The 22,044-nt window shown below is 72.8% G+C and carries 24 protein-coding genes and 1 riboswitch; of the genes, 9 read left to right on the top strand and 15 right to left on the bottom strand.

What is annotated here, in order from left to right; genetic code table 11:
- Positions 1–7 precede the first annotated feature (7 nt).
- Positions 8–382 (top strand): fic family toxin-antitoxin system, toxin component, encoded by a 375-nt coding sequence (locus HZS56_RS02675; RefSeq protein ID WP_216719007.1) that lies wholly within the window; start codon positions 8–10, stop codon positions 380–382.
- Positions 383–394: 12 nt separating this feature from the next.
- Here HZS56_RS02675 and HZS56_RS02680 read toward each other — a convergent pair whose 3' ends face one another.
- The 4 genes from HZS56_RS02680 to bioB all read right to left on the bottom strand — a co-directional run bounded on the left by HZS56_RS02680 (position 395) and on the right by bioB (position 4,612).
- Positions 395–1,072, bottom strand: a complete 678-nt coding sequence (locus HZS56_RS02680) for a class I SAM-dependent methyltransferase (protein WP_216719008.1) — start codon at positions 1,070–1,072, stop codon at positions 395–397.
- 286 nt (positions 1,073–1,358) lie between these two features.
- Positions 1,359–2,075, bottom strand: a complete 717-nt coding sequence (gene bioD, locus HZS56_RS02685; protein WP_216719009.1) for a dethiobiotin synthase — start codon at positions 2,073–2,075, stop codon at positions 1,359–1,361.
- A gap of 1 nt (position 2,076) precedes the next feature.
- Entirely contained in the window at positions 2,077–3,363 is a 1,287-nt protein-coding gene (locus HZS56_RS02690; protein WP_216719010.1) for an adenosylmethionine--8-amino-7-oxononanoate transaminase, read from the bottom strand.
- The gene (bioB, locus tag HZS56_RS02695) at positions 3,356–4,612 is read right to left on the bottom strand and encodes a biotin synthase BioB (RefSeq protein WP_216719011.1); all 1,257 of its coding nucleotides are present in this window, start codon (positions 4,610–4,612) and stop codon (positions 3,356–3,358) included. The genes HZS56_RS02690 and bioB overlap by 8 nt, the downstream gene beginning before the upstream one ends.
- A 150-nt stretch (positions 4,613–4,762) precedes the next feature.
- Between bioB and HZS56_RS02700 the strand changes: the two genes are divergently transcribed.
- The gene (locus tag HZS56_RS02700; RefSeq protein ID WP_216719012.1) at positions 4,763–5,884 is read left to right on the top strand and encodes an 8-amino-7-oxononanoate synthase; all 1,122 of its coding nucleotides are present in this window, start codon (positions 4,763–4,765) and stop codon (positions 5,882–5,884) included.
- 40 nt (positions 5,885–5,924) lie between these two features.
- On the opposite strand, the gene HZS56_RS02705 is transcribed toward HZS56_RS02700, so the two are convergent.
- On the bottom strand, positions 5,925–6,167 hold the full coding sequence (locus HZS56_RS02705; RefSeq protein ID WP_216719013.1) for a DUF397 domain-containing protein: 243 nt from the start codon (positions 6,165–6,167) through the stop codon (positions 5,925–5,927).
- Positions 6,168–6,178: 11 nt separating this feature from the next.
- The gene (locus HZS56_RS02710) at positions 6,179–7,039 is read right to left on the bottom strand and encodes a helix-turn-helix domain-containing protein (protein WP_216719014.1); all 861 of its coding nucleotides are present in this window, start codon (positions 7,037–7,039) and stop codon (positions 6,179–6,181) included.
- 214 nt (positions 7,040–7,253) lie between these two features.
- On the opposite strand from HZS56_RS02710, the gene HZS56_RS02715 reads away from it, so the two are divergent.
- On the top strand, positions 7,254–7,736 hold the full coding sequence (locus HZS56_RS02715; protein ID WP_216719015.1) for an ATP-binding protein: 483 nt from the start codon (positions 7,254–7,256) through the stop codon (positions 7,734–7,736).
- Between the two features lie 34 nt (positions 7,737–7,770).
- Here HZS56_RS02715 and HZS56_RS02720 read toward each other — a convergent pair whose 3' ends face one another.
- The 3 genes from HZS56_RS02720 to HZS56_RS02730 all read right to left on the bottom strand — a co-directional run bounded on the left by HZS56_RS02720 (position 7,771) and on the right by HZS56_RS02730 (position 9,714).
- Positions 7,771–8,244, bottom strand: coding sequence for a C40 family peptidase (locus tag HZS56_RS02720; protein WP_216719016.1), 474 nt, complete (start codon positions 8,242–8,244; stop codon positions 7,771–7,773).
- A gap of 3 nt (positions 8,245–8,247) precedes the next feature.
- Positions 8,248–8,392: riboswitch (cyclic di-AMP (ydaO/yuaA leader) on the bottom strand.
- A 370-nt stretch (positions 8,393–8,762) separates the two neighbouring features.
- Positions 8,763–9,071, bottom strand: a complete 309-nt coding sequence (locus HZS56_RS02725; RefSeq protein WP_216719017.1) for a hypothetical protein — start codon at positions 9,069–9,071, stop codon at positions 8,763–8,765.
- Positions 9,072–9,078: 7 nt separating this feature from the next.
- Positions 9,079–9,714, bottom strand: coding sequence for an ATP-dependent Clp protease proteolytic subunit (locus HZS56_RS02730; RefSeq protein WP_216719018.1), 636 nt, complete (start codon positions 9,712–9,714; stop codon positions 9,079–9,081).
- Between the two features lie 149 nt (positions 9,715–9,863).
- On the opposite strand from HZS56_RS02730, the gene HZS56_RS02735 reads away from it, so the two are divergent.
- Positions 9,864–10,163 carry a type II toxin-antitoxin system Phd/YefM family antitoxin gene (locus tag HZS56_RS02735; protein WP_216719019.1) on the top strand — a complete coding sequence of 100 codons (300 nt, stop codon included), beginning with the start codon at positions 9,864–9,866 and terminating at the stop codon, positions 10,161–10,163.
- A 160-nt stretch (positions 10,164–10,323) separates the two neighbouring features.
- A complete protein-coding gene (locus tag HZS56_RS02740) occupies positions 10,324–11,964 on the top strand; it encodes an alpha/beta hydrolase (RefSeq protein WP_216719020.1) in 1,641 nt (546 codons plus the stop codon).
- A 58-nt stretch (positions 11,965–12,022) separates the two neighbouring features.
- On the opposite strand, the gene HZS56_RS02745 is transcribed toward HZS56_RS02740, so the two are convergent.
- The 3 genes from HZS56_RS02745 to HZS56_RS02755 form a co-directional block, all read right to left on the bottom strand.
- The gene (locus HZS56_RS02745; RefSeq protein ID WP_216719021.1) at positions 12,023–13,057 is read right to left on the bottom strand and encodes an NAD-dependent epimerase/dehydratase family protein; all 1,035 of its coding nucleotides are present in this window, start codon (positions 13,055–13,057) and stop codon (positions 12,023–12,025) included.
- Between the two features lie 108 nt (positions 13,058–13,165).
- Positions 13,166–13,888 (bottom strand): lysophospholipid acyltransferase family protein, encoded by a 723-nt coding sequence (locus tag HZS56_RS02750; RefSeq protein ID WP_216719022.1) that lies wholly within the window; start codon positions 13,886–13,888, stop codon positions 13,166–13,168.
- 181 nt (positions 13,889–14,069) lie between these two features.
- Positions 14,070–15,584, bottom strand: a complete 1,515-nt coding sequence (locus HZS56_RS02755) for an MFS transporter (protein ID WP_216719023.1) — start codon at positions 15,582–15,584, stop codon at positions 14,070–14,072.
- A gap of 156 nt (positions 15,585–15,740) precedes the next feature.
- Between HZS56_RS02755 and HZS56_RS02760 the strand changes: the two genes are divergently transcribed.
- Positions 15,741–16,196 (top strand): RpiB/LacA/LacB family sugar-phosphate isomerase, encoded by a 456-nt coding sequence (locus HZS56_RS02760; RefSeq protein ID WP_216719024.1) that lies wholly within the window; start codon positions 15,741–15,743, stop codon positions 16,194–16,196.
- A gap of 72 nt (positions 16,197–16,268) precedes the next feature.
- Here HZS56_RS02760 and rocD read toward each other — a convergent pair whose 3' ends face one another.
- The 3 genes from rocD to HZS56_RS02775 all read right to left on the bottom strand — a co-directional run bounded on the left by rocD (position 16,269) and on the right by HZS56_RS02775 (position 18,963).
- The gene (gene rocD / locus HZS56_RS02765; RefSeq protein ID WP_216719025.1) at positions 16,269–17,486 is read right to left on the bottom strand and encodes an ornithine--oxo-acid transaminase; all 1,218 of its coding nucleotides are present in this window, start codon (positions 17,484–17,486) and stop codon (positions 16,269–16,271) included.
- Positions 17,483–18,334, bottom strand: a complete 852-nt coding sequence (gene ddaH / locus HZS56_RS02770) for a dimethylargininase (protein WP_216719026.1) — start codon at positions 18,332–18,334, stop codon at positions 17,483–17,485. The genes rocD and ddaH overlap by 4 nt, the downstream gene beginning before the upstream one ends.
- 125 nt (positions 18,335–18,459) lie before the next feature.
- Positions 18,460–18,963 carry an Lrp/AsnC family transcriptional regulator gene (locus tag HZS56_RS02775; protein WP_216719027.1) on the bottom strand — a complete coding sequence of 168 codons (504 nt, stop codon included), beginning with the start codon at positions 18,961–18,963 and terminating at the stop codon, positions 18,460–18,462.
- 77 nt (positions 18,964–19,040) lie between these two features.
- Here HZS56_RS02775 and HZS56_RS02780 point away from each other — a divergent pair, with 77 nt between their 5' ends.
- From HZS56_RS02780 to HZS56_RS02790, 3 genes are all read left to right on the top strand, one after another.
- Positions 19,041–19,802, top strand: a complete 762-nt coding sequence (locus tag HZS56_RS02780) for a LytR/AlgR family response regulator transcription factor (protein ID WP_216719028.1) — start codon at positions 19,041–19,043, stop codon at positions 19,800–19,802.
- A 3-nt stretch (positions 19,803–19,805) separates the two neighbouring features.
- The gene (locus HZS56_RS02785) at positions 19,806–20,195 is read left to right on the top strand and encodes a hypothetical protein (RefSeq protein ID WP_216719029.1); all 390 of its coding nucleotides are present in this window, start codon (positions 19,806–19,808) and stop codon (positions 20,193–20,195) included.
- A 7-nt stretch (positions 20,196–20,202) separates the two neighbouring features.
- Positions 20,203–22,044: sodium/solute symporter (locus HZS56_RS02790; RefSeq protein WP_308407963.1), on the top strand; the 1,842-nt coding region annotated here is incomplete at its 3' end.

The following is a 22,044-nucleotide window of genomic DNA, read 5'->3' on the forward strand; positions in this document are numbered from 1 at the left end:
CTCTGGGATGAACGACCTCACCATCGACCTCGCCTGGCTGCTGATGCTCGCCGAGCAGCGCACACCGGGGGACCCCCAGGTCACCGACTGGGGAGCACTCGTGGCGGCCGTCGCCCGCCACCGGGCCGAGATATTCGACACCCCCGTCTACGACAGCCCGCACGCCCGCGCCGCGGCCCTGCTCCAGCTGCTGATCCACGTTCCGGCGCTGGAGCGCTCCAACGCCTTGTTCGCCTCGGCGGTCGCCTACGCCTACCTGGTCGCGAGCGGCGTCCCGGTCGCCACCACGCCCGAGCAGGTGCGCGACCTCGCCCTGCTGGTCAAGAAGGGCGACGCGGGCGTCGACGAGATCGCGGACGAACTGCGCCGGTGGAGTGTCTGAGCGCACCGGCGGTCAGGACGGCCGCCAGGCCGTGCCTAGCACGCAGTAGGAACTCGGCAGCGCCGGTCCGCCCGGAGGCATCATCAGCCGCCGGTAGGGCCCGAGGACGAAGCCCGCGTCCCGCAGCGCCGCGACCGGTTCGCGAGACAGGTGGCAGCCGCCGGACAGCGGGGGCCACAGCGTGCGGTCCAGCGCGCGCTGGGTGAAGGTCATCACCCGCCCGCCGCCCCGGCCGTGCTCGAAGAACCGCAGCTGCCCGCCGGGCCGCAGCACCCGCAGCAGCTCCGCCAGCGCCCGCGGCACGTCGCGGACACTGCACAGCACGAGCGAGACCACCGCCGCGTCGAAGGCCTCGCTCTTGACCGGCAGCGCCTCCGCCGCGCCCGGCGCCACGTCCACCGGCACCCGCGCCCGCTGCGCCGCCTCCACGGCCAACTGCCGCAGCATGCGCTCGGGTTCCACGGCGACGACCTCCGAGACGGTGCCCGGGTAGTGCGAGAAGTTCAGCCCGTTGCCCGCGCCGACCTCGATCACCCGCCCGGACACTCCGGCGAGCAGCCGGTCACGCACGCGCCCCATGCCCAAGCGGGTCTCGGCGTTCACGCTGACCCGGGCGTAGCAGCGGGCGAACAGCGGATGGTGCACGGCGTCCCGCGGCACCCCGCGGGCCCGCGCCGGTCGCGGCGCCATGGGACCTCCCTCACGGAGTGGTGCCTACGGCGATTGTCCCCCGTATCAGTGCCACGCACCCTCCCGCGCACCCTCCCGCGACTGCGACTGCGACTGCGACTGCGACTACGACAGTGACCGCGACCCGCCGGTGCGCGCCCCCGCTGTACCCGTCCGTCAGGGCGCGCCCCCGCCCGCACCGACCGCGCCCATGCCTCCCGCCGCCACGCGCGCCCGCTCTGCCGACGCCCGCACGCCTACCCGTCCCGTCCGTCCGTCCCGTCCGTCCCGTTCGTCCGTCCGTCCGTCAGGGAGCCTCCCGCAGTGTGAACCGGGTCGCGTCCCACGTGCCGTCGAGGCGGGGCGCCAGCCAGCTCGGCGCGGCCTCGCGGAACGCGGCCGGCGAGAGGGCGCCCGTGCCGGCGGGTACGGCACCGAGCAGGGGAGCGCCGGCCACGTCGGGGAGGTCCGCGAGGTTGCAGCGCGAGGCGAGGTCCGGCGCGCCGGGCCAGCTGCCGATCACCACGCCCGGCAGCTCCAGGCCCCGGGAGAACAGTTCACGCGCCGTCAGCTCCGTGGTGTTCAGGGTGCCGAGGCCCGCCGACGCCACCAGCAGCACCGGCGCGCCCAGCAGCGCGGCGGCGTCCGCCAGGGTCCCGCCGGCCGCGTCGAAGCGGACGAGCAGTCCGCCGGCCCCCTCGACCAGCACCAGGTCGTGCTCGGTGGCCAGCTTCTCCGCCGCCTCGGCGACCTGCCGGGGATGCACCGGTGCCCGCCCCGCCCGGCGGGCGGCCGTGCCCGGTGCCAGCGGCTCGGGGTAGCGGGCGACCTCGGCCGCCGTGACGGCGCCCGCGAGCCGCGCCGCCTCCCGGGCGTCCCCGGGCTCGTGCGGACCGACGCCGGTCTGCGCCGCCTTCAGTACCGCCACCGACCGGCCCGCGGCCAGCGCGGCGGCGGCGACGGCGGCGGTCACGACGGTCTTGCCGACCTCCGTGCCCGTGCCCGTGATCACCAGTACCGGCATCTCATCCCTCCCGTGCCGCCGCGCACACCGCGCGGGCGATCCGTGCCACGTCGGCGTCGCCCGTGACGTACGGCGGCATGGTGTAGATCAGGTCGCGGAACGGGCGCAGCCACACGCCCTCGCGCACGGCCGCCGCCGTCGCCGCGGCCATGTCCACCGCGTGGTCGAGCTGCACCACGCCGATCGCGCCGAGTACCCGTACGTCCCGTACGCCCGGCAGTCCGGCGGCGGGCGCGAGCTCCTCGCGCAGGCCCGCCTCGACGCGCTTGACCTCGCCGAGCCAGTCCTGGCCGAGCAGCAGCTCCACCGACGCGCACGCCACCGCCGCCGCCAGCGGATTGCCCATGAACGTCGGACCGTGGGCCAGTACCGGCACCTCCCCGCGCGAGATGCCCTCCGCCACCCGTGACGTGCACAGCGTGGCCGCCATCGTCAGGTAGCCGCCGGTCAGGGCCTTGCCCACGCACATCACGTCGGGCGTCACCGCCGCGTGCTCCGCCGCGAACAGCGCGCCCGTACGCCCGAAGCCGGTGGCGATCTCGTCGAACACCAGCAGCACGCCGTGCGTGTCGCACGCCTCGCGCAGCACCCGCAGGTACGCGGGGGAGTGGAAGCGCATCCCGCCCGCGCCCTGCACCACCGGTTCGACGATCACCGCGGCCAGTTCGCCGGCGTGCCGCTCGATCAGCGTCCGCAGGTGCTCGGCGTACGACTCCTCGTACTGCTCCGGCGGCGCGTCCGCGAAGACCTGCCGCGGCAGTACGCCGGACCACAGCTCGTGCATCCCGCCCTCGGGGTCGCACACCGACATGGGCTGCCAGGTGTCGCCGTGGTAGCCGCCCCGCCAGGTGAGCAGGCGCCGCTTGCCGGGGCGGCCGAGTGAACGCCAGTACTGGAGGCACATCTTGACGGCGACCTCGACCGACACCGAACCGGAGTCGGCCAGGAACACGTGTTCCAGTCCCTCGGGCGACATGTCGACAAGGAGCTTCGCCAGCCGTACGGCGGGCTCGTGGGTGAGCCCGCCGAACATCACGTGGCTCATCCGCCCCAGCTGTTCGTGGGCGGCCTCGTTCAGCACCGGGTGGTTGTAGCCGTGGATCGCCGACCACCAGGACGACATTCCGTCGACCAGTTCCCCGGCGCCACCGGCGAGCCGCAGCCGCACCCCGCTCGCCGACTCGACGACGAGCGGGTCCTGCCGGCCGGGCATCGGACCGTACGGGTGCCAGACGTGCCGCCGGTCCAGCGCCAGTAGATCGGCGACGTCCGGCGGGGACTCAGGCATTGGGCGCGAGGTCCGTGCCGGCGCCGCGGCGGCGCACGGCCACCAGGTCCGTACGGGGCCCCTCGGCGCGTGCCGCGGGCGCGGGGGCGCACACTCCGCCGCCCGCGTGCGAGCTGCAGCCACCGGTGCCGCCATGACCGGCGCCGCCGTCACCGGCCTGCGCCCCGCACCCGCCGCTGCCCTCGTGCGTCCCGCACCCACCGCCGCAGTCCTCGTGCGTTCCGCACCCACCGCCCCGGCGGGAGGCGCGGTGCTCCGGCAGGGTGACCTCCGAGGCGCCCTCCACCTCGAAGCCGGCGTCCGCGATCATCTCCAGGTCCGCGTGGCCCGCCTGGCCCTCGCTGGTGAGGTAGTCGCCCAGGAAGACCGAGTTGGCCAGGTGCAGGGCGAGCGGCTGCATGGTGCGCAGATGGACCTCGCGCCCGCCCGCGATGCGCACCTCGGCGTCCGGGCAGACGAACCGTGTCATCGCCAGGATCCGCAGGCACCGCTGCGGGGTGAGGTGCCACTCGCCGGCCAGCGGCGTGCCCTCCATCGGGATCAGGAAGTTGACCGGCACCGAGTCCGGGTCCAGCTCACGCAGCGAGAAGACCACGTCGACCAGGTCCTCGTCGCTCTCGCCCATGCCCGCGATGAGGCCCGAGCAGGCGGACAGACCGGCCGCGTGCGCCTTGTTCACCGTGTCCACCCGGTCGGCGTACGTGTGCGTCGTCGTGATGTCGCCGTACGTCGCCTCCGACGTGTTGAGGTTGTGGTTGTAGGCGTCCGCGCCCGCCTCGCGCAGCCGCTCCGCCTGGCCGTCGGAGAGCAGCCCCAGACAGGCGCACACCTCGACGGACCCGTCCTGGTCCTTGATGGCCCTGATGGTGTCCGAGACGCGGTCCACGTCCCGGTCGGTCGGACCGCGTCCGCTGGCCACCAGGCAGACCCGCTTGGCGCCGCCGGCGACTCCGGCGGCGGCGGCCGCGGTGGCCTGATCGGGCTTGAGCCAGGTGTACTTGAGGATCTCCGCCCGGGAACCGAGCCGTTGCGAGCAGTAGGAGCAGTCCTCGGGGCACAGGCCCGACTTGAGGTTCACGAGGTAGTTGAGTTTCACCCGCCGGCCGAACCAGTGACGGCGCACCTTGCCGGCCGCGGCCACCACGTCGAGCAGGTCTTCGTCGGAAGAGGCGAGGACGGCCAGGGCCTCCTCGCGGGTCGGCGACTCGCGCCGAAGCCCCTTGTCCACCAGCGTGTTCAGCAGGTCCATGAGAGCCGATCCTGTCCTAAGGGGCCACCCGGGGCCAAGGAGACTTCGCACAACACTGACAGATCGACGTGTGGGTATCACCACACCTCGTGGGGGTGGCGGGACCGCTAATGTCTGTTCACTGCCTACAAAACTCCCGAGGAGCGAGCCATGGCGTTCGGCTGGATCGACGAGCAGGCCCGGGCGCGCCGCCGGGCGGGACTCGTGCGGGTCCTGCGCCCCCGCCCGGCCCGGTCGCCGCTCCTCGACCTGGCGAGCAACGACTACCTCGGACTGGCCCGGCACCCGGAGGTCGCCGAGGGCGCGGCCCGGGCCGCGCGCACGTGGGGCGGCGGCGCGACCGGCTCCCGGCTCGTGACCGGGACCACCGAACTGCACACCGCGCTCGAACGCGAACTGGCCGACTTCTGCGGCTTCGAGACCGCGCTCGTCCTCTCCTCCGGCTACGCGGCCAACCTCGCCGCCGTCACCGCGCTGGCGCCGTACGGCACGCTCGTCGTCTCCGACGCGCAGAACCACGCCTCGCTGATCGACGGCTGCCGGCTCGCCCGCGGTACGATCCAGGTCGTGGCGCACGCCGAGCCGGACGCCGTGCGCAAGGCCCTGGCGACGCACGAGGGGCCCGCGATCGCCGTCTCCGACACGGTCTTCTCCGTCGACGGCGACGCCGCGCCCCTGACCGCGCTCGCCGAGGCGTGCGCGGAGCGCGGCGCCGGACTGGTCGTCGACGACGCCCACGGGCTGGGCGTCCTCGGCGCGGGCGGTCGGGGAGCCCCGCACGCGGCGGGGCTCGCGGGCCGCGACGACGTCGTCGCCACGGTGACGCTGTCCAAGTCGCTGGGCGGCCAGGGCGGCGCCGTGCTCGGCCCCGCCCGGGTGATCGACCACCTGGTCAACACGGCCCGGACCTTCATCTTCGACACCGGGCTCGCCCCCGCCGCGGCGGGAGCGGCCCTGGCGGCCCTGGCCGTGCTGCGCCGTGAGCCGGAACGCGCGGCCCGGGCCGTCGCCGCCGACCTGCACGCGCGCCTCACCGCCGCGGGGCTCGAGGCGGTACGTCCCGACGCCGCGGTCGTCTCGGTGCGCGCGCCGTCCCCGGAGGCGGCCCTGCGCTGGGCGGCCGACTGCCGTGCGGCCGGCCTGTCCGTGGGCTGCTTCCGCCCTCCTTCCGTGCCTGACGGCATCTCACGGCTCAGGCTGACCGCGCGCGCGGACCTCTCCGGGGACAGAATCGAACGTGCTGTACGGGTGATCGGCGAGACGCGACCATGAGTCGGCGTGACACGGCCGTGCGTCGCTGACCTCCCACGGGTCAGCCGCGGTCGACCCCGGCGGTGAAGGACGTCCAGCTCTCGGGGGAGAAGAGCAGGGCGGGACCGGCCGGGTTCTTGGAGTCCCGCACGGCGAGCAGTCCGGCCCAGCGGCCGGCCCTCGGACGGGACGTCTCCACACAGTTGTTCGCCCCGGTGCTGTAACTGCTGCGCAGCCACCGCACGCCGGGCAGATCGGTACTGACGGGGATGTTCGGATCGGTTGCCGGCATGGAGCCTGACATGGTGTGCCTCCTTACGCGCCTGCCGCGGTCGCGGCGATGAAGTCCAACGAGTCCTCGGGCGAAAGGGCATGGATCAGAAGGGCGTTGAAGGCCTCGGTATAGGCCTCTAGGTCTTCTTTCCGTTCGAGGTGCAGGCTACTCGTCAAGTGGTCGAGAACAACCACATCCAGATCAGAAGTGCTCGCAAAAGAGAAGATTACGAAAGGGCCGGTGACACCGATGTGCGCCCCGGCGGCAAACGGCAGGACCTGCAGCCGGACATGGGGCAGCCGTGCCGCCTCGGTCAGCCGGGACAGCTGACGGGCCATCACCCCCGGGCCTCCCACCTGCCGGCGCAGCACCGCCTCGTCGAGGACCGCGCTCAGCTTCAGCGGCGGGTCGCCCCGCAGCACGTCCTGCCGGGCCAGCCGCACCTCCACCAGCGTCTCCAGCCGTTCCGCCGACGTGCCGTCGCCCGCGGCCCTGGTCACCTCACGGGCGTACTCCGGTGTCTGGAGCAGACCCGGAATCACCGTGGTCTCCAGCGTGCGCATCGCGCTGGCCTGCGACTCCAGGTTGATGAAGTCCCGGTAGGCCGGCGGCAGCACCCCGCGGTAGGCGTGCCACCAGTGGGGCCGGCCGCCGGGGTCCTCGGGGCGTGCCAGCATCACCAGCAGCTCGCGCAACGGATCGTCGTCGACCCCGTACGCATCCAGCAGTAACCGGACGTCGGCCGGTTTCGCCCCGCTCGTTCCGGTCTCGATCCGGCTGACCTTCGACTGGTGCCAGCCCACCAGCCGGGCCGCTTCGCCACTGGTGATGCCCGCCGTCGTGCGCAGGGCGCGTAATTCCGCGCCCAGTTTCCGCCGGCGCACCACGGGACCGTGCTGCATGGGCCACTCCCTTACTCCCGGTGAATCGCCCAAATACGCTCTGCCGTCGCAGAGTTCACCGCATCGAGCGACAGATATATGCACATCTTGGTGGATCGCCGTCCTTCACCGGCCGGGTGATGGCACTCTGGCGGCGAAGCACCAGTCCGGGACCGTACTCGAACCATCCGCTCCGTGTCCGGCCGCGGTCCCGTGAGAAAGGGACGACATCGCCATGGCAGACCTTCTGGAAGCATCCGTCACTCTGCCGAGCGATCCTGCCTCGGTGGCCGCCGCTCGCACCTATGTGGTCGGCACGCTGGCCGAGTGGGGCCTGCCGGCGGACGCAGACCTGTCCGAGACGGTCCGGCTCATCGTCTCCGAACTGGCCACCAACGCGGTCCAGCACACGCTCGGGCAGTCACCGACCTTCACGGTGGACATCGCGCTCGACCGGGACGAGCGGCTGCGCCTCGGCGTCACGGACAGCCATCCGCGTTTCCCCAAGCGGCTGCCCGCGGCCGTGCAGCAGGACAACGGCCGGGGCCTGGTGATCATCCGCTGGCTGACCGCGGAGTGCGGCGGCAGGCTGCGGATCCGGCCCACGCGGGAGGGCGGCAAGACCGTCTCCATCGAACTGCCCTGGGCGTCCCCGGGCCGGCCGGCCGCCCCCGAGCCGGCCACGGCCTGCGAACCCGGGGCGCACCCGGCGGGGTGACGGCGCGCTGCCCGCCGTCACCCCGCCGGGCGGGCTACTTGACCCGCCCGTACCAGACCTTCGAGGACCAGATCTTCTCCAGACGCACCACGGCGCCCGTCTTCGGCGCGTGCCAGATCCGGTTCTTCCCGGCGTAGATGCCGACGTGGTAGACGCTGCTGCCGGAGTGGAAGAAGACGAGGTCTCCGCTCCTGCGGTTCTTGGCGGAGACACGGCTGGTCTTGTTGTACTGCTGGGCGGCGGTGCGCGGCAGCTTCTTGCCGGCCTTCTTGAACGAGTACAGCGTCAGGCCGGAGCAGTCGAAACGATGAGGCCCGGTGGCCCCCCATCGGTACGGGGACCCCTTCTTGGATGCCGCGACGTTGAGGGCCTTCGTCGCATGACTCGCGGCGGCCGCCTCGGAGGCGACACCGGGGACCACGACGGAACCGCCGACGGCGGCGAGAGTGAGAGCGGAGGCCGTACCGGCACGGGCCATCAGGGACGGGACACGATTGAGCGCGGACATGCGCAACCCTTCGTCAGCCGCCTGTGAAGGATGACCTGTCGGATTCGGGCTGGCGAAGTTGCCCGGCCGCACGTGTGCGGCTTCACCCCAAGGGCTGCCCGGCCCGGCGCGTCTCCCGCGGAGACGACCGTTCCGGCGACCCGTCGTGCTCGGGTCCTCCACTCCTGCCGATCCACTTCCTCGCGACCGGTCGTCCGGACGGCGGCAGGACTCGGCGTCCGCCCGGACCGCCCCGCCGCTGCGGCGGGGGCTTGTCGTCAGTCACGGATCTTGTCCCGCCCGCCGGTGAATTCCCAACGGAACGTGCCCTTTGTGTTGTTACTCACCGCTCGCCCGTTCGGGTTTCCAGGCCTCGCGTTCGAATCCCCGCGGGGCGCGGTGATGCCCCGGGACCAGTGGCGGAGCGGTGCCGGCCGGGGCCGCGGGCGACGCGGCCGCAACTCGGACCGGGCGGAAATCGGAGGTGTTGCTACGCCGAAGGGGGGTAAGCCGTTTGGTCCGTTTCGGCCCCGGACCTCTCAACCGCCGGTGGGCGGCGGAAGGCTGACGCGGGCCGTGCGCCGCTCGCCGTCCAGGACGCGCAGCGCGCGGGCGAGCGTGGTGGAGTGCAGTTCCGTCTCGCCGCGGCGGTGCATCAGCTCCAGCGCGTCCCGCAGGGCCGCCGCCTTGCCGACCAGTGCCTGGGCGGCCCGCAGCCCCCGGTAGGTGTCGCCGTCCCGGGCGGGGTTGATGCGTCCGAGCAGGTCCACCGCGTCCAGGTAGCGGTCGATCAGCTCCGACTCGGCGCGGGTCAGGGCGGGCAGGGGCGGCAGTTCCGGTGGCAGCACGGGCCGCTCACCTCGTGCCGGGTGCGGCCTGCGCGGCACCCCGGTTCGGCACGATCCGGTCCACCAGGCCGTACTCCACGGCCTGTCGGGCGTCCAGGACCGTCTCCCGCTCGATGTCGGCGCCGACCTGCTCGGGGTCGCGGCCGGTGTGCCGGGCGAGGAGTTCCTCCAGCCGGGTCCGGATGCGGGTCAGTTCGTCCGCCTGGATGGCCAGATCGCTGGCCTGCCCCTGCATCGGGGCGGTCACCGCCGGCTGGTGGATCACGACCCGTGCGCCCGGCAGCACCGCGCGTTTGCCCGGCGTGCCCGCGGCCAGCAGCACCGCGGCGGACGCGCCGGCCTGCCCCAGACAGGTCGTCTCCACGTCGCACGCGACGTAGCGCATCGTGTCGTAGATCGCGGTCATCGCGGTGAAGGAACCGCCGGGCGAGTTGATGTAGAGCGCGATGTCGCGGTCCGGCGCATGGTGCTCCAGGTACATGAACTGCGCCATCACGTCGTTCGCGGAGGTCTCGTCGATCGGTGTGCCGAGGAAGACGATCCGTTCCGCCAGCAGCTTCGAGTACGGATCCGTCGTCCGGGTCCCGGAGCTCGTGCGCTCGGTGAACTCGGGCAGGACGTGGCGGGCGGACGGTCGGGTCATGGCGACCCCCTCCTCGTGGCAGGACCCTCTTCGGCTGTGCCGGGCTCCGCGGGCCGTGCCGGTGGGCAGGGCCACGCTGTCTCCGTAAAAAATGTACAGGATGTACGTTGACCGGGTGGTGTATTCGGCCGGAACCGTAAGCTGGGGGCATGGCCTACGAGATTCCGGTGACGCAAGCCCGGGCTGAGCTCGCCGACCTGATCAACCGGGTGGTGTACGGCGGCGAACGCGTCGTCGTGACACGGCACGGCAAGCCTCTCGTCGCCCTCGTCTCCGCGGCCGACCTGGAGCGGCTGGAGGAGGCCCAGGAGCACCCGGGCGACCGGGGTCTCCCGGAGGGCCAGGTCGTCACGTCGGTATCCGCGGTGCGTGAAGTCGCCGCCACGGCGCCGCCCGAGCAGCACCGCTTCGGCATCACCGCGGAACACCGGGGGCCGGACGCGTCCTGACGGCCACTGGCGGCACGGCCCCCCCCCGGGGCCGGCTCGCCGACCGAACGCCTGTCTCCGTTTATCGGATTGGCAAAGAAGTAGTACTTACTCTGTTCTCAGGAATCCCACAGCCGCGAGGATCCCCGTACTTGTCGCGAACACGTACGGGGAGGGCCACTTGAGCAAGAACGGACTGCGGCGGAGGGCCACGGCGTTCGGCTCGGCCGGCGCACTGGTCACCGCCACACTGATAGCCGGCGCCGTCACGGCACCCGCCGCTAACGCCGCCCCGGCCGACGGCCACCCCTCCGCGCACGGTCCGGACCGCTCCGACCGCTCCGACCGCTCGGACCGCGAGGCCCGGGGAGCCGCCGTCGCCGCCGCCCGCGCCGCCAGGGCCGGGGTCGACTGGCAGGACTGCGCCGCCGACTGGAACCTGCCGAAACCCATCCAGTGCGGCTACGTGAAGGTGCCGCTCGACTACGCCAAGCCGCACGGCAAGCAGATCAGGCTCGCCGTCGACCGCATCGGCAACACCGGAACCGACAGCGAGCGCCAGGGCGCCCTCGTCTACAACCCCGGCGGCCCCGGCGGCTCCGGACTGCGCTTCCCGGCCCGCGTCACCAGCAAGAGCGCCGTGTGGGCCAAGACGGCCAAGGCCTACGACTTCGTCGGCTTCGACCCGCGTGGCGTCGGACACTCCGCGCCCATCTCCTGCGCCGACCCGCAGGAGTTCGTCAAGGCGCCCAAGGCCGACCCCGTGCCCGGCTCCGAGGCCGGCAAGCGCGCCCAGCGCAAGCTCGCCCGGGAGTACGCCGAGGGCTGCTTCGAGCGCAGCGGCGAGATGCTCCCGCACATGACCACGCCGAACACCGCGCGCGACCTCGACGTCATCCGCGCCGCCCTCGGCGAGAAGAAGCTCAACTACCTCGGCGTCTCCTACGGCACCTACCTCGGCGCCGTCTACGGCACCCTCTTCCCGGGCCACGTGCGCCGCATGGTCGTCGACAGCGTCGTCAACCCGTCCCGCGACAAGATCTGGTACCGGGCCAACCTGGACCAGGACGTCGCCTTCGAGGGCCGCTGGAAGGACTGGCAGGACTGGGTCGCCGAGAACGACGCGACCTACCACCTCGGCGACACCCGCGCCGAGGTCCAGGACCAGTGGCTGAAGCTGCGTGCCGCCGCCGCGAAGGAGCCGCTGGGCGGCGTCGTCGGACCGGCCGAGCTGATCTCCTTCTTCCAGAGCGCCCCGTACTACGACTCCGCGTGGGCGCCCACCGCGGAGATCTTCAGCCAGTACGTGGCCGGCGACACCCAGGCCCTCGTCGACGCCGCCGCCCCGGACCCGTCCGACACCGCGGGCAACGCCTCCGCGGAGAACGGCAACGCCGTCTACACGGCCGTCGAGTGCACCGACGCCAAGTGGCCCACGAACTGGCGCACCTGGGACCGGGACAACACCCGCCTCCACCGCGACCACCCGTTCATGACCTGGGCCAACGCCTGGATGAACCTGCCCTGCGCCACCTGGCCGGTCAAGCAGCAGACCCCGCTGAACGTCAAGACCGGCAAGGGACTTCCGCCCGTCCTGATCGTCCAGTCCGAACGGGACGCCGCCACCCCGTACGCGGGCGCCGTCGAGCTGCACCAGCGGTTCAAGGGCTCCCGTCTGGTCACCGAGCGGGACGCCGGTTCGCACGGCGTCACCGGACTGGCCAACCCCTGCATCAACGACCGGGTGGACGGCTACCTCCTGACCGGGAAGCTGGACGCCGAGGACGTGACCTGCGCACCGCACGCCACGCCCACGCCGTAACCTGCGGGCGCGGCAAGACAAGAGGGGGCGGCCGGTCAGGTCGCCCCCTCCGCCCGCATCAGCCCCGCCGCGCGGCCAACCAGGCGTCCTCCGCCGCGTAGTCGAAGAGGTCGCCGTACGCCCGGAACATCTTCGGGTAGGCCTCCCGCCAGTCGCGCCCGGCGAGTTGCTCCTCCACGAAGGCGACCGTCTCCGCCAGGTTGTCCGCGTACCGGGCCACCGGGCGGTAGCCCAGCCGGCTCTCCGCCGCGCTCATGTCGCACACGACGGGTGCGGGCACGGACCACGGCGTGTCGCCCACCGTCCCGCCGGGCGGCGGACCGTCCACCAGGACGTCCTCGGTCCGCACGCCCATCACCGCGTCGATCTCCGCGGCGATCCGGGCCACCGTCGGCGCGTCGGGGTCCACCGCGTTCAGGACGCGGGAGCCCGGCCGCGCCGCGGCCAGCCGGACCAGTTCGGCGATGTTGTGCACACCCGCCGGATGGAAACGGCTCGCACCGCCGTACGCGAGCACCCGCCGGCGCCTCCCGTCGAGGTTGCGCTTGACGAAGTACAGCTCGCGCGGGGTCCGGCAGTACGGACCGTGCACCGCGCCCGCGCGCAGCAGCGTCACCGGCAACCGGTCGCCCGCCGCGAGGAGTTCCCGCTCCAGCGCCACCTTGCCGCTGCTGTACGAGGCGTCGCCCGGCCGGACGGTGCCCTGCGCCTCCGTGAGCGGCACCGGGTAGTGCGGGAAGCCGTCGGACTCGGACTGCGTGTCGAAGCCGCGGCCCCGGTCGTCCTCGTAGACGGCCACGCTGGAGATCACGACCGCCGAACCGACCCGCCCGGCCAGCGACACCAACTGCCGTGCGTGCCCGCCGCCGAAGGCCACCGTGTCCACCAGGACGTCGCACCCCGTGCCGACCGCCGCCGACAGCGCCGCGTCGTCCTCCCGGTCGGCCCGCACCGCCCGCACGTCCCCGGGCCACCGCGCGTCCCGGCCGCCGCCCCGCGAGAGGGCCGTCACCTCCCAGCCGTCCCGGGCCAGCGCCCCCACGGCCACCCGCCCGATCTGCCCCGTCGCCCCGATCACCACAGCACGTGTCATACGGCGACCGTAGGCGCCCGCTCCGACGCCCCGCCACGGTGTTCTGCCGACGGCAGAGGACACGCCCCGGCCCGGCCGCCACCGGCCCGGCAGCCACCGATGCGGCCGCTACCGGTGCGGCAGTCGGGGGAACCGGCGGCCCCGGTCCGCCTGCGCCGCCTCCTCGGCCTTCACGTCCGCCGCGTACCGGTCGACGTACTCCTGCCCGGACAGCGACAGGATCGCGTAGACGATCTCGTCGGTGACGGCCCGCAGGATCGCCTTCTCGCCCTCCATGCCCGCGTAGCGGGAGAAGTCCAGCGGCTCGCCGAAGCGGATCACGACGGGGTGCAGCTTCGGGATCTTCCGGCCCGGCGGCTGCGCCTCGAAGGTGCCGATCATCGCGCAGGGCACCACCGGCACCCCCGCCCTGAGCGCCATCACCGCGACACCGACCTTGCCCTTGTACAGCCGGCCGTCGTGCGAGCGGGTGCCCTCCGGATAGATGCCGAGCAGCTCGTTGCGGGCGAGCACACCGAGGCCCTCGCGGATCGCCGCCTGCCCCGCCTCCTTGCCGGACCGGTCCACCGGGATCTGCCCGGCGCTGCGGAAGAAGAACGCGGTCAGCCGTCCCTTGAGTCCGGGCCCCGTGAAGTACTCGGCCTTGGCGAGGAAGGTGATGCGGCGCCGGAGCACCGCGGGCATCAGGAAGTGGTCCGAGAAGGACAGGTGGTTGCCCGCGACGATGGCCGCCCCGGACGCCGGCACGTGGTCCAGGCCCTCGATCTGGGGACGGAAGGCAAGCCTCAGCAACGGGCCGAGCAGCACGTATTTGAGGACGTAGTAGAACAAGGCGTCGCTCCTCACCCCGGCGGGACGGCTCGTTCGCCGTGTTCTCACTGGTCAACCGGCGTCTGCCGGGGTGCCAGTGTAGGTGCGGGCCGGGTGGTCCGGAACCCGGACCGCCCGGCCCGCCGGCCACGTGCGCCTCAGAACTTCGAAATACTTGGGAGTACTTGGGAGTACTTCGGAGTCAGAACTTCGGAGTCGGCGCCTGCGCCTCGACGATCTCCGCCGCCTCCTCCTCGGTCTGCACCGACGGCGGGGACCCGGCAAGCGGCTTCTGGGCCGTCTCCTTCATGCAGGCCACGGCCACGACACCGAACAGCGCGGCGGCCATCGAGTAGTAGGCGGGCATCATGTCGGAGTCGGTCAGACTGATCAGCGCCGTGATGACCAGCGGTGTCGTACCGCCGAAGATCGACGCCGACAGGTTGTAGCCGACCGACAGGGACCCGTAGCGGACGTTGGTCGGGAACATCGCGGGGAGCGCCGCCGACATCGTGCCGAGCAGGCAGACCAGGGACAGACCCAGCATCAGCATGCCGCCCGAGACGGCGAGCAGGCTGCCCTCCTGCACCAGCACGAAGGCGGGTGCGGACAGCACGAAGAACCCGATCATGCCGGTCATCAGGACCGGCTTGCGGCCGAAGTGGTCGGAGAGGCGGCCGACCTGGTTGATGATGAGCATCAGCAGCACCATCGTCGCCACCAGGATCATCAGACCGTGGCTCTCGCTGTAGTCCAGCTCGTCCGACAGGTACGTCGGCATGTACGACAGCAGCATGTAGTCGGTGATGTTGTAGGCGCCCACCAGCGCGATGCACAGCACCAGCGGTCGCCAGTGCGTGCGGAAGATCTTGGCGAGGTCGCCCCGGGCGGTGGTTTCCACCGCGTTCGCCGCCTCCGAGACGTGGACGTTGGCGTCCTCCAGCTTCAGGAAGGCGGGCGTGTCGTCCAGCCTCAGCCGCAGGTAGATACCCACGATGCCGAGCGGCGCCGCGACGAGGAACGGGATCCGCCAGGCCCACGCGTCCATCGTGTCGCTGCCCAGCGCCGCGGTGAGCGCGGTGACGAGGCTGGCGGCACCGGTGTACCCGGCCAGCGTGCCCAGCTCCAGGAAGCTGCCGAAGAAACCGCGCCGCTTGTCGGGCGCGTACTCGGCGATGAAGGTGGACGCACCGCCGTACTCGCCGCCGGTGGAGAAGCCCTGGAGCAGACGGAACAGGATCAGCAGCAGCGGCGACCAGAAGCCGATCGAGTCGTAGCTCGGGATGAGCCCGATGGCGGCGGTGCCGATCGCCATCAGGATCATCGTCAGCGCCAGCACCTTCTTGCGGCCGATCTTGTCCCCCATCGGGCCGAAGACCATGCCGCCGATCGGCCGAACCAGGAACGCCACGGCGAACGTGGCGAACGAGGACAGCAGCTGCGCGGTGTCGCTCCCCGAGGGGAAGAACACACGGCCGATGGTGCCCGCCAGATAGGCGTAGATGCCGAAGTCGAACCACTCCATGGCATTGCCGAGAGAGGCGGCCTTCACGGCTCGCTTGACCGCGGCCTCGTCCGTGACGGTGATGTCCGACCGGCGCAGCCGGGGATTCTGCCGACGCTTGATCGCCCGGAACAGGGCGGGGTGGCGGCGCACCGCCGCGGCATCGGTCTCCTGTCCGTTCTCGGTGGGGGACGTGGCGGCCTCCCTTTCCACGCGCAGCCACTCCGGGGCGGGGCGCTGCTCGGTCGTACGTCTCTCAGGTCGTACCCGTTCCCCCGATCATGCTGGGTATGGTCGTGACTTCAGTCATGTGGTTGAGCCGATGAGGTGACCGGCCCGGCGCGCCGGGTCCTTCAGTAGGCTTCGCCCATGCGTATCGCCGTCTCCTCCGACATGGACGAACCCGTGGCCCGGCTCCTCGCCGGGGAACTGCGCGGACGCGGTCACGAGGTGCGCCTCCACGGCGCGCTGAGTCCCGGCGCCGACCCCCGGTGGGCGGCGTGCTCCGAGCAGGCGGCCCGCGAGGTCGCCGAGGGGCGGGCCGACCAGGCCGTGGTGTGCTGCTGGACCGGCACCGGCGCCTCCATCGCGGCCAACAAGGTCCCCGGCGTGCGCGCGGCCCTGTGCGCCGACGCGTACACCGCGGACGGCGCCCGCCGCTGGAACGACGCCAACGTGCTCGCCCTCAGCCTGCGGCTGACGTCCGGGCCGCTGCTGCGGGAGATCCTCGACGCCTGGTTCGCGGCCGGGCCGAGCGACGACGCCGAGGACCGGGACAACGTCACGCACGTCGAGCGGCTCGACCGGAGCCGAGCCGCTCAGTGAAACGCCGGGGGCGGACGGCGGGTGGAGGAGGCCGAGGCCTTCGCCGGCCTCAGGTCGCAACCTTCTCCGGCGTCAGGCCAACACCTTCTCCAGCGTCCCGAGCGCGCCCCGCAGCTCCTCCCCGGTGACCGTCAGCGGCGGGGCCAGCCGGATCGTGGAGCCGTGGGTGTCCTTGACGAGGACGCCCTCCCGCATCAGCCGCTCGCTGACCTCACGGCCGCTGCCCAGCGCCGGATCCACGTCGACGCCCGCCCACAGCCCCCGCGCCCGGAAGCCGACGACGCCCCTGCCGACCAGGGCGGCGAGGCCCTCGCGCAGCACCGTGCCCAGCTCGGCCGCCCGGCGCTGGTACTCGCCGGTCTCCAGCAGCTCCACCACCGCGGTGCCGACCGCGGCGGCCAGCGGGTTGCCGCCGAACGTCGAACCGTGCTCGCCCGGGTGCAGCACACCCAGCACCTCCCGGCTGCCGACCACCGCCGACACGGGGACGATCCCGCCGCCCAGCGCCTTGCCGAGCAGCACCACGTCGGGTACGACCGACTCGTGCTCCACGGCCAGGGTGCGCCCCGTGCGGCCGAGCCCCGACTGGATCTCGTCCGCGACGAACAGGCACCCGGCCCGCCGGGTCAGCTCCCGCACGCCCGTCAGATAGCCGTCGTCCGGGATCAGCACGCCCGCCTCGCCCTGGATCGGCTCGATCAGCACGGCCGCCGTCGTCTCGTCGACCGCCGCCTCCAGCGCCGTCAGGTCGTTGTACGGCACGATCCGGAACCCCGGCGCGAAGGGGCCGAAGCCGGAGCGGGCCGTCTCGTCGGTGGAGAAGCCGACGATCGTCGTCGTACGGCCGTGGAAGTTGTCCGCGGCGACCACGATCGTCGCCCGGTCGGCCGGGACGCCCTTCACGTCGTAGGCCCACTTGCGGGCCACCTTGATGCCGCTCTCCACCGCCTCGGCGCCGGTGTTCATCGGCAGCACCATGTCCGTGCCGGTCAGCGCCGCCAGCCGCTCGGCGAAGCCCGCGAGCCGGTCGTGGTGGAAGGCGCGCGAGGTCAGGGTCAGCCGGTCCAGCTGCCGGTGGGCGGCGTCGACCAGCGCCGGATGGCGGTGGCCGAAGTTGAGCGCCGAGTAGCCGGCCAGCATGTCCAGGTAGCGGCGGCCCTCGACGTCCTCGACCCAGGCGCCCTCCGCACGGGCCACCACGACGGGCAGCGGATGGTAGTTGTGCGCGAGGACGGGCTCCTCCGCGCGGATCAGCTCCTGCGAGCCACGGGTGCGGGCGGGTGCGGTCATGGGCGGGTCTCCCGGATCTCCTGGGTGCAGCACTTGATGCCGCCCCCGGCCTTGTGGAACTCGGACAGGTCGACGGGCACGGGCTCGTAGCCGAGACCGGCGAGCCGGCCGGCCAGCTGCCGGGCCCCGGGCGCCATGAACACGTGCCGCCCGTCGCAGACGGAGTTCAGTCCGAACGCCGCCGCGTCCTCGCGGGTGGCCAGGACCGCGTCCGGGTACAGCCTCCGGAGCACCTCGCGGCTGCCGGGCGAGAAGGCGCCGGGGTAGTAGGCGATGTTCCCCTCGCCTCCCTCGCCGCCGTCGCCGCTTCCGTCCTCGAGCACGAACAGGGCCGTGTCCAGGTGGTAGAAGTACGGGTCCACGAGCGTCAGCGACACCACCGGCACGCCGAAGTACTCCTGCGCCTCCCGGTGCGCCCCGGGCGTGGTGCGGAACCCGGTGCCCGCCAGGACCCAGCGCCCCGCCGGGACCAGGTCGCCCTCGCCCTCGCAGACCGACTCGGGACGGTGGACGTCGAAGCCCTCCGACTTGAACCACGCCTCGAAGGGCACGGACTCCGGCCGGCGCTCGGGCGCGTGGAAGCGGGAGCCGAGGACCCGGCCCCCGACCACCACCGCGCAGTTCGCGGCGAAGACCATGTCGGGCAGGCCGGGGACCGGCTCGACGCTGTCCACGGTGTGGCCGTGGGCACGGTAGGCGTCGACCAGCGCCTGCCACTGGTCGAGGGCGCGGATGACGTCGACGGGCCGGTCGGCGCTCATCCACGGATTGATCGCATACTGCACGGCGAAGTGTCTGGGTTCGCAGACCAGGAAGCGCCGCCGGCGCGGCACACGGGACTCGGGCACAGAGGGGTACCTCCGCTTTTCACGGTGTGTCACGAGGTGTTGACACCACGGTAGAAAGTGACGACCGCGCCCGACAAGCGACAAAGGCTGCGTGTTCCCGCAGGAATGCTGCGTCCTCGGCCGGGTCAACGCACGTCCGCTGCGCCTTCCGGGGCGAGCAGGCCGGTCCCCGCCTCGGGACTGTCCGCGATCAGGTGGGACAGCACCATCACACTGATCGTCTTCCGGATGAACGGCTCCGCACGGATCCGCTCCAGCACCTCCTCGAAGTGCTCCACGTCCCGCGCCCGCACGTGCAGCAGGGCGTCCGCCCCGCCGGTCACCGTCATCGCCGCCGTGATCTCCGGATAGCCCCGCACCACCTCCGCCAGCCGCCTCGGCGGCGCGGCCCCCTCGCAGTACACCTCCACGTACGCCTCCGTGCGCCAGCCCAGCGCCGAGGGCCGCACCGTCGCCGTGAACCCGGTGATCACGCCGGTCTCGCGCAGCCGGTCCACCCGGCGCTTGACCGCCGTCGCGGACAGCCCGATCTCCGCGCCGATCTCGGCGAAGGACGTCCTGGCGTTCTCCATCAGGGCGGTGACGATCTTCCGGTCGAGTTCGTCGAACGGACTGGGCCTGCTGTTCATGACGGCACTGTATCCAGCGGATACGTCCACGTCGGGGGCGTGTGCAGGCGTACGGATCGCCCCTACACTCCAGCCTCATGCTGCGCGCCCTGGCTGTCGACGACGAACGCCCCACGCTCGAGGAACTCGTGTACCTGCTCAACGCCGATCCCCGCATCGGCACGGCGGAGGGCGCGAACGACGCGACCGAGGCGCTGCGCCGCATCAACCGGGCCCTGGAGTCGGGTCCCGACGGCCCGGACGCCATCGACGTCGTCTTCCTGGACATCCAGATGCCCGGCCTCGACGGCCTCGACCTCGCCCGGCTGCTCACCGGGTTCGCCCGGCCGCCGCTGGTCGTGTTCGTCACCGCGCACGAGGACTTCGCCGTCCAGGCCTTCGACCTCGAGGCCGTCGACTACGTCCTCAAACCCGTCCGCAGGGAACGGCTCGCGGAAGCGGTGCGCCGGGCCGCCGAACAGCGCGGCACCACCGCCGTTCCCGCGCCGCGCGTCCCCGTGCACGAACCCGACCCCGACCACATCCCCGTGGAACTCGGGGGCGTCACCCGCTTCGTCCCCGTCGACGACATCACCCACGCCGAGGCCCAGGGAGACTACGCCCGCCTGCACACCGACAAGGGCAGCCACCTCGTCCGCATCCCCCTGTCCACCCTGGAGGAACGCTGGCGTGCCCGCGGCTTCGTCCGCATCCACCGCCGCCACCTCGTCGCCCTGCACCACATCGGCGAGCTACGCCTGGACGCGGGGACCGTCAGCGTCCTGGTCGGCACCGAGGAGCTCCAGGTCAGCCGGCGCCACGCCCGCGAACTGCGCGACCTGCTGATGCGGAGGCCGTGAGCCGTGCCCCAGGACCCCACCGAACGCCGCGTCACCGTCACCGGCCCGCCCAGGCGCACCGACTCCCACGCCCGGCTCCGCTCGCGCGGGCGGCACTCCTCCGCCCACTACCGGCCGCGCACCGAGATCGACGAGCAGACCACCCTCGGCCACACCTACGTCCGCTCCCTCATGCGCAGCCAGCTGCGCGCCGGTCTGACCGCCTTCGCGGTCCTCGGCCTCCTCGTCGGGCCGCTGCCGCTGCTGTTCGCGGTCCTGCCCGACGCCCGCCGCCTGGAATGGGCGGTCCTCGGCTTCGGCCTGTACGCCCCGCTCGTCCTCGTCGCCCGCTGGTACGTGCGCCGCGCCGAGCGCAACGAACGCGACTTCGTGCGCCTGGTGGAGGACCGCTGACCCGGACGTGAACTCCAGCTATGCCATACCCGCCGTCGCCCTCGTCGTCGTGGCCACCGTCCTCGTCGGCGCCTTCGGCCTGCGCATCTCCCGCACCACCTCCGACTTCTACGTCGCCTCCCGCACCGTCGGCCCCCGCCTCAACGCCGCCGCCATCAGCGGCGAGTACCTCTCCGCCGCGTCCTTCCTCGGCATCGCCGGACTGGTCCTCGTCCAGGGACCCGACATGCTCTGGTACCCGGTCGGCTACACCGCCGGCTACCTCGTCCTGCTGCTCTTCGTTGCCGCCCCGCTGCGCCGCTCCGGCGCCTACACGCTGCCCGACTTCGCCGAGGCCCGGCTCGCCTCCCAGGGGGTGCGGCGCCTCGCCGGGGCCTTCGTCGTCGGCGTCGGCTGGCTCTACCTGCTGCCCCAGCTGCAGGGCGCCGGACTGACCCTGACCGTGCTGAGCGGGGCGCCGGACTGGCTCGGCGGGGTCATCGTCGCCGTCGTCGTCACCGCCATCGTCGCCGCCGGCGGCATGCGCAGCATCACCTTCGTCCAGGCCTTCCAGTACTGGCTCAAGCTCACCGCCCTGCTCGTCCCCGCGCTCTTCCTCGTGCTGGCCTGGCAGGGCGACGGCACCCCGGGGCGGGCCTTCGAGGAGCCCGCCACCTTCCGCGAGCAGCGCTCGGTCCGCGTAGACGACACCCTCACCCTCAAGCTGGAGGAAGCGCTGACCGTCACCGTCGACGGCACCGTGGACGGCCGCGCCCTGGAAGGAAGCCGCCTGGACCTGCCCGCCGGAACGCACCGCATCGAGGCCGGCACCCGCCTCACCTTCGCCGCGGACACGCCCGTCCCGGCCGCCGGGCGCGGCGCCGACGACGCCCTGTCGCCGTCGCGGGCCGAGAGCCGCACGGAACGCCCGCTGTACGCCACGTACGGCCTGATCCTCGCCACCTTCCTCGGCACCATGGGCCTGCCGCACGTCGTGGTGCGCTTCTACACCAGCCCGACCGGCGTCGCCGCCCGCCGCACCACCGTCGCCGTGCTCGGCCTGATCGGCGCGTTCTACCTGCTGCCGCCCGTGTACGGCGCCCTCGGCCGCCTCTACGCCCCCGAGCTGACGCTCACCGGCGACGCCGACGCCGCCGTCCTGCTGCTGCCCGACCGGGTGATCGGGGGAGTCGGCGGCGACCTGCTCGGCGCGCTGGTCGCGGGCGGCGCCTTCGCCGCGTTCCTGTCCACCGCGTCGGGGCTGACCATGGCCGTCGCCGGAGTGCTCACCCAGGACGTGCTGCCGTCGCGCGCGGTGCCGCACTTCCGGCTCGGCACCCTGCTCGCCATGGCCGTGCCGCTGACGGCGAGTGCGCTGGTCGGCGGGCTGCCGGTGGCCGACGCCGTCGGCCTCGCCTTCGCGGTGTCCGCCTCCTCCTTCTGTCCGCTGCTCGTCCTCGGCATCTGGTGGCGGCGGCTGACCCCGCCCGGGGCGGCGGCCGGGATGCTGGTGGGCGGCGGCTCGGCGCTGCTCGCCGTGGCCGCCACCATGGGCGGCTTCCCGGGCGGCGGCGGGGCGCTGCACGCGCTGCTGGCCTGGCCCGCCCTGTGGTCGGTGCCGCTGGGCTTCCTGACCATGGTTCTGGTCTCCCTGGCCACCCCGGGCCGGGTGCCGGCCGGTACGGCGGCGATCCTGGCCCGCTTCCACCTGCCGGAGGAGCTGGGTACGGAGGAGTTGCGCGGTGACACCCTGCAGCCGGCCGGTACGGCGCCGGGGGAGCGACCGCGGCCCAAGGAGCGCGGCAGCGGCGGTCGCGTGGGGGGTTCGCGGGTCGGGGGTGAGGCGGCGGAGGGTGGTGTGGGTCCGGTG

The sequence above is a fragment of the Streptomyces mayonensis genome (genome assembly GCF_018982965.1).
Taxonomy (GTDB): domain Bacteria; phylum Actinomycetota; class Actinomycetes; order Streptomycetales; family Streptomycetaceae; genus Streptomyces; species Streptomyces mayonensis.

Excerpts from the sequence above, each read along its gene's own strand:
- bioB (WP_216719011.1), bottom strand. The coding sequence starts at position 4,612 with ATGGACCTGCTGAACACGCTGGTGGACAAGGGGCTTCGGCGCGAGTCG.
- rocD (WP_216719025.1), bottom strand. The coding sequence starts at position 17,486 with ATGACCGCACCCGCCCGCACCCGTGGCTCGCAGGAGCTGATCCGCGCG.
- bioD (WP_216719009.1), bottom strand. The coding sequence starts at position 2,075 with ATGCCGGTACTGGTGATCACGGGCACGGGCACGGAGGTCGGCAAGACC.
- HZS56_RS02760 (WP_216719024.1), top strand. The coding sequence starts at position 15,741 with ATGCGTATCGCCGTCTCCTCCGACATGGACGAACCCGTGGCCCGGCTC.
- HZS56_RS02735 (WP_216719019.1), top strand. The coding sequence starts at position 9,864 with ATGGCCTACGAGATTCCGGTGACGCAAGCCCGGGCTGAGCTCGCCGAC.
- HZS56_RS02700 (WP_216719012.1), top strand. The coding sequence starts at position 4,763 with ATGGCGTTCGGCTGGATCGACGAGCAGGCCCGGGCGCGCCGCCGGGCG.
- HZS56_RS02720 (WP_216719016.1), bottom strand. The coding sequence starts at position 8,244 with ATGTCCGCGCTCAATCGTGTCCCGTCCCTGATGGCCCGTGCCGGTACG.
- HZS56_RS02680 (WP_216719008.1), bottom strand. The coding sequence starts at position 1,072 with ATGGCGCCGCGACCGGCGCGGGCCCGCGGGGTGCCGCGGGACGCCGTG.
- HZS56_RS02780 (WP_216719028.1), top strand. The coding sequence starts at position 19,041 with ATGCTGCGCGCCCTGGCTGTCGACGACGAACGCCCCACGCTCGAGGAA.
- HZS56_RS02730 (WP_216719018.1), bottom strand. The coding sequence starts at position 9,714 with ATGACCCGACCGTCCGCCCGCCACGTCCTGCCCGAGTTCACCGAGCGC.
- HZS56_RS02675 (WP_216719007.1), top strand. The coding sequence starts at position 8 with ATGAACGACCTCACCATCGACCTCGCCTGGCTGCTGATGCTCGCCGAG.
- HZS56_RS02745 (WP_216719021.1), bottom strand. The coding sequence starts at position 13,057 with ATGACACGTGCTGTGGTGATCGGGGCGACGGGGCAGATCGGGCGGGTG.
- HZS56_RS02710 (WP_216719014.1), bottom strand. The coding sequence starts at position 7,039 with ATGCAGCACGGTCCCGTGGTGCGCCGGCGGAAACTGGGCGCGGAATTA.
- HZS56_RS02705 (WP_216719013.1), bottom strand. The coding sequence starts at position 6,167 with ATGTCAGGCTCCATGCCGGCAACCGATCCGAACATCCCCGTCAGTACC.
- HZS56_RS02690 (WP_216719010.1), bottom strand. The coding sequence starts at position 3,363 with ATGCCTGAGTCCCCGCCGGACGTCGCCGATCTACTGGCGCTGGACCGG.
- HZS56_RS02715 (WP_216719015.1), top strand. The coding sequence starts at position 7,254 with ATGGCAGACCTTCTGGAAGCATCCGTCACTCTGCCGAGCGATCCTGCC.
- HZS56_RS02775 (WP_216719027.1), bottom strand. The coding sequence starts at position 18,963 with ATGAACAGCAGGCCCAGTCCGTTCGACGAACTCGACCGGAAGATCGTC.